Annotated in this window: 10 protein-coding genes; all 10 read left to right on the top strand. The window is 58.4% G+C overall.

Annotation, left to right across the window (positions count from 1 at the left end; all coding sequences use genetic code 11):
* The first annotated feature begins 196 nt into the window (after positions 1–196).
* Positions 197–1,372: a ShlB/FhaC/HecB family hemolysin secretion/activation protein gene (locus C7H08_RS15490; RefSeq protein WP_133169839.1), complete on the top strand. Its 1,176-nt coding sequence runs from the start codon at positions 197–199 to the stop codon at positions 1,370–1,372.
* Between the two features lie 87 nt (positions 1,373–1,459).
* Positions 1,460–3,010 (top strand): glucan biosynthesis protein G, encoded by a 1,551-nt coding sequence (locus C7H08_RS15485; protein ID WP_227663301.1) that lies wholly within the window; start codon positions 1,460–1,462, stop codon positions 3,008–3,010.
* Between the two features lie 20 nt (positions 3,011–3,030).
* The gene (locus C7H08_RS15480) at positions 3,031–3,279 is read left to right on the top strand and encodes a hypothetical protein (RefSeq protein ID WP_106673135.1); all 249 of its coding nucleotides are present in this window, start codon (positions 3,031–3,033) and stop codon (positions 3,277–3,279) included.
* Positions 3,272–5,416 (top strand): glucans biosynthesis glucosyltransferase MdoH, encoded by a 2,145-nt coding sequence (gene mdoH / locus C7H08_RS15475; protein ID WP_106673134.1) that lies wholly within the window; start codon positions 3,272–3,274, stop codon positions 5,414–5,416. Before C7H08_RS15480 ends, mdoH begins: the two co-directional genes overlap by 8 nt.
* A 96-nt stretch (positions 5,417–5,512) precedes the next feature.
* The gene (locus C7H08_RS18435) at positions 5,513–5,848 is read left to right on the top strand and encodes a glucan biosynthesis protein (protein WP_227663300.1); all 336 of its coding nucleotides are present in this window, start codon (positions 5,513–5,515) and stop codon (positions 5,846–5,848) included.
* A 2-nt stretch (positions 5,849–5,850) separates the two neighbouring features.
* The gene (locus C7H08_RS15465; protein ID WP_106673133.1) at positions 5,851–6,984 is read left to right on the top strand and encodes an AI-2E family transporter; all 1,134 of its coding nucleotides are present in this window, start codon (positions 5,851–5,853) and stop codon (positions 6,982–6,984) included.
* Between the two features lie 106 nt (positions 6,985–7,090).
* Entirely contained in the window at positions 7,091–7,771 is a 681-nt protein-coding gene (locus tag C7H08_RS15460; RefSeq protein ID WP_106673132.1) for a GntR family transcriptional regulator, read from the top strand.
* A gap of 18 nt (positions 7,772–7,789) precedes the next feature.
* Entirely contained in the window at positions 7,790–8,677 is an 888-nt protein-coding gene (gene prpB / locus C7H08_RS15455) for a methylisocitrate lyase (protein WP_106673131.1), read from the top strand.
* A gap of 109 nt (positions 8,678–8,786) precedes the next feature.
* Entirely contained in the window at positions 8,787–9,920 is a 1,134-nt protein-coding gene (prpC, locus tag C7H08_RS15450; protein WP_106673130.1) for a bifunctional 2-methylcitrate synthase/citrate synthase, read from the top strand.
* A 112-nt stretch (positions 9,921–10,032) separates the two neighbouring features.
* On the top strand, positions 10,033–12,657 hold the full coding sequence (acnD, locus tag C7H08_RS15445) for a Fe/S-dependent 2-methylisocitrate dehydratase AcnD (protein WP_106673129.1): 2,625 nt from the start codon (positions 10,033–10,035) through the stop codon (positions 12,655–12,657).
* The last annotated feature ends 48 nt before the right edge of the window (positions 12,658–12,705 follow it).

Below are 12,705 nucleotides of genomic sequence, written 5' to 3'. Positions count from 1 at the left end.
TTGATTTTTATCGAAAAAGCATTCAAACAGCTACTTAATCTATTGTAAAATATGTACATTCTGTATGTAACATTTGGCAACGACCACTGGATTTCTCGGTCCCGGTGCAATACATTCCTATCCTGTGAAATTTTCTTAAGAAACACCGGTTCTCTGTTCGCTTTGTTGCCGGCTTTAGCCTGTAGGACCCTGACCATTGAAATCGCCATTGTTTATCGCACTGTTGTTGTGCACGGCCAGTCAGCTGCTTTATGCCGGAGAGAATGGCTCATGGCTGCGCAATGGCTGGCAACCTTATTCCGACAGTGTTGCCGGCACTGCAGACTCGTTCAAAGAAGAGCGTGAACACTGGTTGCGCTCACGGCTGAAATTCTCCGGGAAAACGGCACAGAATAGCGACGGTCTTGATGGCGCCGTCGGTGTCGCTACCGACAAACTGGTTAGCCAGAGCGACGCCATTGGGTTTGACTACCGCGATGCCCAGTCTTACAAGAACGATACCAGCTCTAATAACCTCTCCTTGCGCTATCGTTTCCCGGCCGGCGCCAATCGGTTGCGGATTGAGGCAGCAAGATCCCGTTACAACCGAGCCGTAAGCGATGGCACCCGCCGCTATGAAGCCAGTGGTGAGGCCCGCGAACTGAACCTGGAGGCAAACCGGCCGTTGTTCTCCAGATTCGGGATGGCTTTCGGTGGTATTGCCCGGCACCGGGGACGAGACAGTGCATCTTTCAAGGAAGACAGCCTGATATCAGAATCGCGTTATCAGGTTTCGTCCCTTGGCCTGGAGGCTCGCGGAGGGCATGAACTGCCAGCCGGCCTGATTGCCAATACCTGGATCCAGGCGCTGAGTGGCCGGGAATTCCATTCAACCGACTACCCGTTGCAGGACGGCATGGTCGATGAACGGGGATTCTATAAGGTGGCCGTGTCTGCCTCGATTGAACAGGAGGTGTTCCGGTGGAACTGGCGGATGAATGGCCGCTATCAGTTTGCCGATGAAGATCTCCCGTCATCGGAATACCTGATGGTTGCCGGGCCGTCTATGCTCGCCGGCTTCAATGGTCAGTCGGTTGCCGTGGTCAGGGGTGGCTGGCTTCGGGTGGGTACGGCCAGCCCCACCTGGCACATGCCGTTCGTCCGTGGCGTATTGTCCAGCATTAACTTAGCCGTGTTGCACGGCTGGGCTCCCGATGTCGGGGCCCAGGCGAACCGTCATGGCAAGGCCAGCGCCGGCCAGGTTGCGTTAAAAATGCAGGGCCGGGCGTTCACCGCCAACGTCAGCCTGGGCAGGATGATCAGTGCCTCCACCGCCGCCCTGACCATGCCCGACCATCCGGACGTGCGCTTCTCGCTGTTCATGGATATCTGACCCGCACCCTTACAAAGTTGTCATCTGGGTAATTCTTGATCACAGCTGCTACATTAATACTCTCAGAGATACATTGAGGGTCAGGGAATGATGCGCTCAGGGATACGACTGCTCACGCTGCTTCTGTTGCAGTGCTTTCTATACACTGCTCCGGTTCAGGCTTTTGAGTTTCAGGAGGTAGTCGATAGGGCCAGGGTCCTGGCCGGCGGGAAATACGAACCGCCGCCAGAGGTGCCGGGTTTTCTCAAGGATCTGGGTTACCAGGATTATCAGGCTATTCGATTTAATCCCGAGGCCAGCCTCTGGCGGGAAGGTGGTTCCCGTTTTCAGGTCATGATGGTGCCACCCGGAAATTTCCATACCCACACCGTGCAACTCAATGAGATTGACGCCAGCGGCGTGCGCCCCATACCTTTTGACAAGTCTGCCTTCAGTTTTCCCAACAGTGAGCTTGCCAAACGAATTCCCGCCAATCTCGGTCATGCCGGCTTTAAACTGACCTATCCGCTGGGTGAGGGAACGGAACAGAATCAGTTTCTGGTATTTGCAGGGGCCAGTTATTTCCGTGGAGTAGCCGAGGGCAACCGGTTCGGGCTTTCGGCAAGAGGCATTGCCATCAACACGGGCCTGCCCTCTGGTGAAGAGTTTCCCTCCTTCGTTGAATTCTGGCTTGAGCGGCCCGGCGCGGGCAGCGATCAGATGAGCGTTTTCGGGTTGTTGGGCGGGCCCAGTGTGTCTGGCGCCTACCGTTTTGATATACAACCCGGACCCACGACTCGTATTGACGTTACCGCTGAGCTATTTTTCCGAACGACAGTTCAACAGCCGGGAATTGCGCCACTAACCTCCATGTTCTATTACGGTGAGAACACCAGGCGCCCGGTCGGAGAATGGCGCCCCCAGGTTCATGACTCCGATGGATTGCTGATCCACGATCAGGGCACCGGTGAATGGTTATGGCGCCCACTGGTTAATCCCTCCCGCCTCAGCCTCAGCTATCTGCAAGTGAATCGCCTGGGTGGATTTGGTCTCATCCAGAGAGATACGGCTTTTCACGAGTTCGAGGATGCCGAGGCCCGCTATGAACTGCGCCCGAGCGTCTGGATATCACCTCAACAGGGTTGGTCTGAGGGTGAGGTCGTGCTGGTGGAGATACCGACGAACTCTGAAACCAACGACAACATTGTCGCTTTCTGGCAGCCAGGAGAGGGCTCGAGTGCCGGGGCTCACCACCAATTTGCCTACACGCTCAGCATTGGTGGTCGTGACGTGGCTGATCAGCCGCTCGGGCGGACGGTGAAAACGTTCGTGGGCGATGGCGACCGTATAGGCGGAGGCGATGCAGAAAACGCCTACCGAATCATAGTTGATTTTGCCGGCGGCCCGCTGGACAGCCTGAAACCGGATGCCGCGGTGATCAGCAACCTCACTGAAGGTAGCGGTAGCAGCGGCGTTGAGATCATCTCGCATTATGTCGAATTCATTGAGGCGGGCAATAAGTGGCGTCTGTCGACGCTGGTTCGCCCGGGCAAAGGAGAGAATCCGGTACTTCGGGGCCAGTTGCTGCTGGATGACGAGCCCCTCACGGAAGTCTGGACCTATCCGTCGTCCGAAGCTGCCAGGGCCGCGCAAAATTGATCACGAAGGGAGTTCTGGTCATGCCGGAAATACCTTGTCAGCAGGCGCTGGAGCGTGTGCTGACCTACCTGGGTGACGAGGGCACCGTGCTGACAGCAGACATCTGCAGGCAGGCTCTTCGCCTCGTGGAAGCCTCCATAGCTGAGGGCGCCGGCCAGGATCTGCCCGCCCGCTGTGTCGCAAAAATCCCCGATTATTTTGAGCGCCCTGATGAAAGCATTCCGGATTGCAACCCACCGCTGAAACGTGGATGCATCGGATATGACTGACATCGATGTGGCAGCCGATACACTGGCCCGGAGACGATCCGGCAGCTGGCGCAGAGTCGCAACGTTCAGGCGCCTGCTCCTGACTGTCTTCGTGGTTGGGCAAACCCTGGTAGCCTGCTACTTCCTGCTCTGGGTGTTGCCTTATCACGGTGGTACCCTGGTCGAGCTGGGGCTGTTGGCGCTGTTTGCGCTGCTGTACCTGTGGATTGCGGTTGGCTTCTGGACGGCCCTGTTCGGTTTTGTGCTCAGGCTGGTGGGTGGAGATCGCCACAGCCCTCTGAAGCGTCATGCCGGGGCGGCACTGGAGGTAACACCACTGGCCAGAACCGCGATCATCATGCCGGTCTATCACGAGCCGGTGCACTGGACCCTCAGTGGGCTCAAGGCGGTGTATCAGGACCTGGAACGCTCCGGCCACCTCGATCAGTTTGAGTTCTATATTCTCTCCGACAGCCGGGACCCGAACATCTGGCTCGAAGAGCAGGTCGTCTGGTACCGGCTGTGCCTGGAGCTTGGCGCCGAAGGGCGGCTGTTCTATCGTCGCCGGAAGGTGAACCTCAATTTTAAGAGCGGCAATGTGGCGGATTTCCTGCGCCGCTGGGGTCGCCGTTATCGCTACATGGTCGTGCTCGATGCCGACAGTCTGCTCAGTGCCGACACCATCGTGCGCATGGTCCAGCTGATGGAACGAGAGCCAAAGGTTGGCATATTGCAGACGGCGCCGTCCATCATCAACGGCGAATCGCTGTTTGCCAGGGTGCAGCAGTTTTCCAACCGTCTCTATTCAACCCTGTTTGCCACTGGCCTGGCCGCCATCCAGATGGGCGACGCCGCGTTCTGGGGGCACAATGCGATTATCCGGATCAAACCGTTTATGGACCACTGCGGCTTGCGCAAGTTGCGAGGATTCGGCTTGTTCCGGGGGCCGATCATGAGCCATGACTTTGTGGAGGCCGCCTATATGGGCCGGGCCGGTTATGAAGTCTGGCTGGAACCTGGCCTTGGCAACAGTTTTGAGGAGTCGCCGCCAACGTTGTCAGACGAACTGTCTCGAGACAACCGCTGGTCTCGCGGCAACCTCCAGCATCTATCGATCCTGCTGTTTGGTCGCAGGCTTCGTCTGGCGCACCGGATGGCGTTGTTGAACGGGGTCATGGCTTATCTGGCGTCGCCTCTCTGGCTGGGATTTCTGATACTGACTACGGTGGCGGCGGTACAGATGACCGACGCCAGAATTGACTATTTCCCGGAGGGGCATCAGGGCTTGTTCCCTCTGTGGCCGGAATGGCGACCGGAATGGGCGCTGGGCCTTGCCTTAAGCACCCTTTCACTGCTGTTTATACCGAAATTTCTGGCCATCCTGGACGCGGTTATTCACCGCACAGCCAGGCAATTTGGCGGCGTATTGCGGCTGTTTGTCAGTGTGTTGGTCGAGATTGTGGCTTCCGTATTGCTGGCTCCGATCAGGATGATGGCTCACAGCCGTTATGTGCTTGGCGCGTTGTTGAACCTGTCGCTGACCTGGGCCGGGCAGAACCGCACCCAGGAGACCTCCTGGCGGGACGCCTTTTTGACTCAGCTTCCCGGCATGGTGATCGCGGTGGGCTGGTCTGCCTTTGCCTGGAGTCTGGACCCTCTGTTCTTCCTCTGGTCACTGCCGGTCGCGCTGCCACTGGTGCTGGCGGCCCCTACTTCGGTTTGGCTGAGCAAGGTCGGCGCAGGCCAGACCCTGCGTAAATGGGGCATGCTGGTGATTCCGGAGGAGCGAGTACCCGTGCAGGTGCTGGAAAGCGCCCGTGCAGCCAGGCTCGACAGCGGGCACGATTCCGGGCTGACCGCGGTGGAAGAAGCCGTGATCCGGCCAAGTCTTAACCGGCTTCATCAGGCACTGGCTCGAAACCTCCGGCTGGCCAAGAGGGAAGAGCTGCTGGAGCCACTGGTGGAACGCTGCGGCTCAGAGGGGCCTGGCTCATTGTCCCGCAACGAGCTCAGCCAGATATTTCGTGATCAACAGGCGCTGGTGGAGCTGCACCAGCTTGCCTGGCAGGCACCGCTCGACAGTTTCTGGGGCCGGCGCATCAGCATGCTAAGCAGAAAAGGCAGAAAACGGAGCGCATCATGGACAGACGCCAACTGATCAGGGCCTTCATCGCCCTTGCAGGTATCCAGGCACTGCCCCTGTCTACCCTGATGTTCAGCCGGCAGGCGCAGGCAGAAACGCTCGGTGTCACCGGTGCACATACACGAGGTGGAGAACGGGCAGGCCCCGGGCCGTCATCAACTGGTGGTGTACGCATTACTGGTTTTCCCCAGCACCACGGGCGCGTATGCCTTCACCATGATCCCCGGAACGAACATGGTGATCACCGCCAGCCGAGGCCGGGTGGAAATCACCTCAGCTCGTCCCCTGGCGTCTATCGACGGTTACCGGGCCATGTTTGATCTGGTACCCAATGACGCCCTGGAACCCATCGACCTCCGGCTGCAATTGAGGCTTGGCGACCAGATACTGACGGAAACCTGGCTGTACCAGTACACACCACCACCACCGCAGCAAGAAAGAGCGTAGCTATGGATAAGCGGGAATTAGAGCCAGAGGGTGTGTCTGAACGCAGCCTGATACAGAGGGTGGATGTTCGCAATACCGCAATGATCGTGCTCACCTCGGTCGCGGCGCTGTATTTCATTTCCTGGGCGCAGGCCGTATTGGTGCCCCTGGTCGGAGCCATTCTCATCAGTTACGCCCTGGACCCAATGGTGTCCGGGATGGAGCGATTCCGGATTCCCCGCCCCCTTGGCGCCGCGTTGATGCTGATCATTATGGTGGCCACCATTGTCGGCGCGAGTATCCCGCTGAAGCGGGAAACCATAGCCATACTGGATAAGGCGCCCTGGGCAATCGAGCAGTTCCAGCGTGCCGAAGCGCGCTCGATACCAGACGAAGCAGGTGTCGTAGAAAAGGCTCAGGATGTGGCCAAGAAAATCGAAGACAGTGCGGAGGATGAAGAGGAGGCCGTGGAGTCTGACGTGATGCGAGTCAGGGTGGTCAGCGAGAAATTCAATATCTGGAAATACCTGATGGAAGGGTCATCAACGATCCTGGTGCTGGTGTCCCAGGTATTTTCCGCACTGTTGCTGGTGTATTTCATGCTGGCAGCGGGAAGGCTCTATAAACGCAAAGTCGTCAGATTGTCCGGCCCCTCATTTCAAAGCATGCGCAAGGCTACGCGGATCATGAATGAATTCCATAGCCAGGTGCGTCGCTTCCTGTTTGTCATGCTGCTGGGCGCGCTGTTTGTGGGTTTTTTCACCTGGCTGGCGTTTTTTCTCCTGGGAATGGAACAGGCCGTTTTCTGGGGCGTGGTCGCGGGAGTGGCAAGTGTCGCGCCGTATCTGGGGCCCTTCCTGGTCATGGTAGGTGCCGGTGTGGCTGCATTTATTCAGTTTGGCACCATCGATATGGGCATACTCGTCGCCATAGTGTCGCTTGTAATAACGAGCATTCAGGGTAACTTGCTGCTCCCAATGCTCACCAGCCGCGTCTCCAGCCTTAACGAAATTGCTATTTTCATTGGCCTGTTGTTCTGGGGTTGGCTCTGGGGGCCGGTGGGGCTCATCATAGCCACGCCAGTGCTGATGATCATCAAAACCCTGTGTGACCATGTCAGCAATTTACGCGCACTGGGGGAGTTGTTAGGGAAGTGAGGGTGTGATGTCAACAATTGAATAATCTTTAGTCTATAGATTGTTGACAATGCACGTGCTTGGGCGTAAATTTTGAGCCATTCCAGTCACTATTGTTGACAAAAATATGTCCGAAGCCGCAATTCAGACCTACACTCGCGCCGATGAAGCCTTTGATTGTCTGCAAACGGCGATCGTGAAAGGCGATCTGGTTCCCGGCGAGAAAATCGGTGAAGTGGAACTTTGCTCCCGCTTTAATCTTACCCGCGGCCCCCTGAGAGAGGCCCTCGGCCGCCTCGAATCCCGCGGACTACTGGTTCGCCGGCCCCATGCCGGAGTGAAAGTGGTGTCTGTGAGTGCCGAGGAACTCCTCGAGCTTTACCGCATTCGCGAGACTATGGAAGGGCTGGCCGCGAGACAGGCCGCCGAGCGCATGACAGACCACGAAATTGCCGACCTCCAGGCCACCCTCGATACCCACGAAAAGATGATCGAGCAGGCCCAGGGCCAGGCGTATTATCAGGCGGAAGGCGATTACGACTTTCATCACCGCATCGCGACCGGCAGCCGCAACGCAAAACTCGCGCAAATGCTGCTGGGTGATCTTTACTATATGGTCCGGATGTACCGTTATCGCTTGAGCACCTCTTCCGGCCGGCCCCACCTGGCCCTGGGAGAGCACCGAAGAATTGCAGAAGCCATCGCCCAGCGCGATGGCGAGCTTGCTGAATTTCTTATGAAAAGACACATCAATGCCGCACGCCGGAATATTGAACAAAAGATCCAGGAAGGCGTGTTAACAATCTGATCAGAGAGGTAATCGACCATGGCTAACAAGCTCTCCCCCGGCGCCCGTTTTCGCAAGGCCCTGAAAGAAAACCAGCCGCTGCAAATCGTTGGCACTATCAATGCCTACACCGCCATGATGGCGGAGCGGGTAGGGCACCAGGCCATTTACCTGTCTGGTGGTGGCGTGGCTAACGCGTCTTACGGCCTGCCGGATCTGGGCATGACCACCATGAACGACGTGGTCGAAGATGTGCGTCGTATCACCGCCGCGACCGATGTGCCGCTGCTGGTCGACATCGACACCGGCTGGGGCGGCGCCTTCAACATTGGCCGCACCATTCGCGAGATGGAACGTGCCGGCGCTGCAGCGGTCCACATCGAAGACCAGATCGCCCAGAAGCGCTGCGGCCACCGCCCGAACAAAGAAATCGTGTCCAAAGAAGAAATGGTTGATCGCATCAAGGCCGCTGTCGATGCCCGCGAGAACGACGACTTCTTCATCATGGCCCGCACCGATGCGTTCCAGAAAGAAGGCCTCGAAGCCGCCATCGATCGTGCCAAAGCCTGCATCGAAGCCGGCGCTGATGCCATCTTCGCCGAAGCCGTACACGAACTGTCTGACTACAAAGCCTTCGCGGACGCCATCGATGCGCCGATCCTGGCCAACATCACCGAGTTTGGCGCCACACCGTTGTATAACCGCTCCGAACTGGCCGACGCCGGGGCCGCCATGGTGTTGTACCCCTTAAGCGCCTTCCGCGCCATGAACAAAGCCGCGCTGGCGGTTTACCAGAACATCCTGGACAAAGGCGACCAGAAAGACGTGGTAGATATCATGCAGACCCGCATGGAGCTGTACGATTTCCTGAACTACCACGACTTCGAACAAAAGCTGGACCAGCTGTTCGTTCAGAAAAAAGACTAATCGACGGCAAGATCGGTTGCCAGGGGGTCTGACCCCGAACGGGATCAGACCCCCTCATTGATCACCAAAATTTGAACATCAAAAAAACAGAAAATCATGGGAGACCAACATGGCTGAAGCAAAGAAACTAGGCGGAGCAGGCCTGCGCGGCCAGGTAGCTGGTGAAACAGCGCTGTGCACCGTTGGCAAAACCGGCGCCGGCCTGACCTACCGCGGCTACGACGTCACCGACCTGGCCGACAACGCCCAGTTCGAAGAAGTCGCCTACCTGCTGCTGCGCGGCAAGCTGCCCAACCAGCAAGAGCTGGACGCCTACAAAACCAAGCTGAAAAGCCTGCGCAACTTACCAGACGCCTTGAAACTGGTGCTGGAACAGATCCCAAGCAACGCCCACCCGATGGACGTCATGCGCACTGGCTGCTCCATGTTGGGTAACCTGGAAACCGAAAACGATTTCACCGAGCAGGACGATAAGATCGACCGCATGCTGGCCACCTTTCCGGCCATCATCACTTACTGGTACCGCTTTGCCCACGAAGGCGTGCGCATCGACACCGCTGACAGCGAGAGCGACTCCATAGGCGGCCTGTTTCTGGAGCTGTTGCACGGCAAGAAACCAAGCGAGCTGCACGAACGTGTGATGAACGTATCGCTGATCCTGTACGCCGAGCACGAGTTCAATGCCTCCACCTTTACTGCCCGCGTGTGCGCCTCCACGTTGTCTGATATCCACAGCTGCGTCACCGGCGCCATCGGTACCCTGCGTGGGCCGCTGCACGGCGGTGCCAACGAAGCCGCCATGGAACTGATCCAGCGCTTCCAGACCCCGGAAGAAGCCGAAACCGGCCTGATGGGTATGCTCGAGCGCAAAGAAAAAATCATGGGCTTCGGACACGCCATCTACAAAGACTCCGACCCGCGCAACGGCATCATCAAGCAGTGGTCAGAAAAACTGGCGCAGGAAGTGGGCGACACCGTGTTGTACCCGGTCTCCGTGCGCTGTGAAGAGGTTATGTGGCGCGAAAAGAAACTGTTTTGCAACGCCGACTTCTTCCACGCGTCCGCCTACCACTTCATGGGCATCCCGACCGAGCTGTTCACCCCCATCTTCGTGATGTCCCGGGTATCCGGCTGGACCGCCCACGTAAAAGAACAACGCGCCAACAACAGAATCATCCGCCCCAGCGCGGACTACACCGGCCCAGAACACCAGGAGTGGCTGCCGATAGAGAAGCGCAGCTAACGGCAAGTTTTGACCACGGGAAAGCCTCTAATCCCCGCAGGGGTCTGACCCCTCGGGGTCAGACCCCAACCCTCTTGCCGAGCCAATCTCCAAAGACCGAGAGAATAGAGCCATGAACACCCAATACAGAAAACCTCTGCCAGGCACCAGCCTGGAATACTACGACACCCGCCAGGCCATCGAAGCCATCCAGCCCGGCGCTTACGCGAAACTCCCGTACACCTCCAAGATCCTGGCCGAACAACTGGTCCGCCGCTGCGACCCCGAATCCCTCACCGATTCCCTCAAGCAGCTGATCGAACGCAAAAGCGACCTGGATTTTCCCTGGTACCCGGCCCGGGTCGTCTGCCACGACATTCTCGGCCAAACCGCCCTGGTCGACCTGGCCGGCCTGCGCGATGCCATCGCCGAGAAGGGCGGTGACCCCGCCAAAGTAAACCCGGTGGTCCCGACCCAGCTGATCGTCGATCACTCCCTGTCGGTCGAATCCGCAGGTTTTGACCCAGACGCCTTCGACAAGAACCGCGCCATCGAAGACCGCCGCAATGAAGACCGGTTCCACTTCATCAACTGGACCCGTACCGCGTTCCGTAACGTCGACGTGATTCCGGCCGGTAACGGCATCATGCACCAGATCAACCTGGAGAAAATGTCTCCGGTGATCCAGAACCGTGCCGATGAAGACGGTCGCCAGATTGCCTACCCGGACACCTGCGTGGGCACCGATAGCCACACCCCACACATTGATGCCCTGGGGGTTATTGCCGTCGGCGTGGGCGGCCTCGAAGCCGAAACCGTCATGCTTGGCCAGCCGTCCATGATGCGGCTGCCGGATATCGTGGGTGTGAAGCTCACCGGCAAGCGCCAGCCCGGCATCACCGCCACCGACATCGTCCTGGCCATCACCGAATTCCTGCGTAAGGAACGGGTGGTAGGCGCGTACCTGGAATTCTTTGGTGAAGGCGCTTCCAGCCTGACCATCGGCGACCGCGCTACGATATCTAACATGACCCCGGAATACGGTGCCACCGCCGCGATGTTCTACATCGACGAGCAAACCATCGAATACCTGACGCTGACCGGCCGTGAGCCGGAGCAGGTCAAGCTGGTTGAGACCTTCGCCAAGGAAACCGGCCTCTGGGCTACCGAAATGGCTGATGTCCAGTACGAACGGGTACTGGAATTTGATCTGTCGACCGTGGTCCGCAACGTCGCTGGCCCGTCCAATCCGCATCGCCGCGTTGCCACGGCCGACCTGCACGAGCGCGGCATTGCCGTGAACCTGGACAAGGCGCTGGAAGAAGAGAAGAAAGGCCTGATGCCGGATGGTGCCGTGATCATTGCGGCGATTACCTCCTGCACCAACACCTCCAACCCCCGCAACGTGGTGGCGGCTGGCCTGGTGGCCAAGAAAGCGAACGAGCTCGGCCTGGTTCGCAAGCCGTGGGTAAAATCTTCCTTCGCACCGGGCTCCAAAGTGGCCCGCCTGTATCTGGAAGAAGCCGGCCTGTTGTCGGAAATGGAAAAGCTCGGCTTCGGCATCGTGGCCTATGCCTGCACCACCTGTAACGGCATGTCGGGCGCACTGGACCCGAAAATCCAGAAAGAAATCATCGATCGCGACCTGTATTCAACGGCCGTGCTGTCAGGCAACCGTAACTTTGATGGCCGGATTCACCCTTACGCCAAGCAGGCTTTCCTGGCCTCGCCGCCGTTGGTCGTAGCCTACGCCATTGCCGGTACCGTGCGTTTTGATATTGAAAGAGACGCCCTGGGCTATGATAAGGACGGCAAGCCCGTCACCTTGAAAGACCTGTGGCCGGCGGATGAAGAAATAGATCGCATCGTCGGTGAATGCGTCAAGCCTGAGCAGTTCCGGGAGGTGTACATACCCATGTTCAACCTGGATGCTGTCGAGCAGGCAAAGAGCCCGCTGTATGACTGGCGCCCGAAGTCTACCTACATTCGTCGCCCGCCTTACTGGGAAGGTGCCCTGGCCGCAGAACGCACCATGACCGGTATGCGCCCGCTGGCGGTGCTGGGTGACAACATCACCACCGACCACCTGTCGCCGTCCAACGCCATCATGATGGACTCGGCCGCCGGTGAATACCTGCACAAAATGGGTGTGCCGGAAGAAGACTTCAACTCCTACGCGACTCACCGTGGCGATCACCTGACCGCTCTGCGCGCGACCTTCGCCAATCCGAAGCTGCTCAACGAAATGGTCCGGGACGAGAAAGGCGAAGTGAAGCAGGGCTCTCTGGCCCGTATCGAGCCGGAAGGCCAGGTCACCCGCATGTGGGAAGCCATCGAAGCCTACATGGAACGTAAACAGCCGCTGATCATCGTGGCCGGTGCCGACTATGGTCAGGGTTCCTCCCGCGACTGGGCCGCCAAAGGCGTGCGCCTGGCCGGTGTTGAAGCCATCGTTGCCGAAGGCTTTGAGCGCATCCACCGCACCAACCTGGTCGGCATGGGCGTACTGCCCCTGCAGTTCCGCGAAGGCGACACCCGCCACACCTACAACATCGACGGCACCGAAACCTTCGACGTTAAAGGCGACATCGCCCCAGGCGCGGAACTCACCCTGGTGATTAACCGCAAAAACGGCGAAACCGTAGACGTCCCGGTCAAATGCCGCCTGGACACCGCCGCAGAGCTGAGAATCTACACCGCCGGTGGTGTACTCCAGCGCTTCGCCCAAGACTTCCTGGCCGCCGAAGGCGCCGCTTAACTCAAACGGCCCCGCAAGGGGTCTGACCCCCTGGGGTCAGACCCCAAC

Source organism: Marinobacter halophilus (genome assembly GCF_003007685.1).
GTDB lineage: Bacteria > Pseudomonadota > Gammaproteobacteria > Pseudomonadales > Oleiphilaceae > Marinobacter > Marinobacter halophilus.
Note: the sequence above shows the minus strand (reverse complement) of the source record. Positions and strands in the feature narration are given on the sequence as shown.

Bases quoted from the DNA above. Each gene is read 5' to 3' on its own strand.
- prpB (WP_106673131.1), top strand. From the start codon at position 7,790: ATGGCTAACAAGCTCTCCCCCGGCGCCCGTTTTCGCAAGGCCCTGAAA.
- C7H08_RS15485 (WP_227663301.1), top strand. From the start codon at position 1,460: ATGATGCGCTCAGGGATACGACTGCTCACGCTGCTTCTGTTGCAGTGC.
- C7H08_RS15460 (WP_106673132.1), top strand. From the start codon at position 7,091: ATGTCCGAAGCCGCAATTCAGACCTACACTCGCGCCGATGAAGCCTTT.
- prpC (WP_106673130.1), top strand. From the start codon at position 8,787: ATGGCTGAAGCAAAGAAACTAGGCGGAGCAGGCCTGCGCGGCCAGGTA.
- C7H08_RS15480 (WP_106673135.1), top strand. From the start codon at position 3,031: ATGCCGGAAATACCTTGTCAGCAGGCGCTGGAGCGTGTGCTGACCTAC.
- acnD (WP_106673129.1), top strand. From the start codon at position 10,033: ATGAACACCCAATACAGAAAACCTCTGCCAGGCACCAGCCTGGAATAC.
- C7H08_RS15465 (WP_106673133.1), top strand. From the start codon at position 5,851: ATGGATAAGCGGGAATTAGAGCCAGAGGGTGTGTCTGAACGCAGCCTG.
- mdoH (WP_106673134.1), top strand. From the start codon at position 3,272: ATGACTGACATCGATGTGGCAGCCGATACACTGGCCCGGAGACGATCC.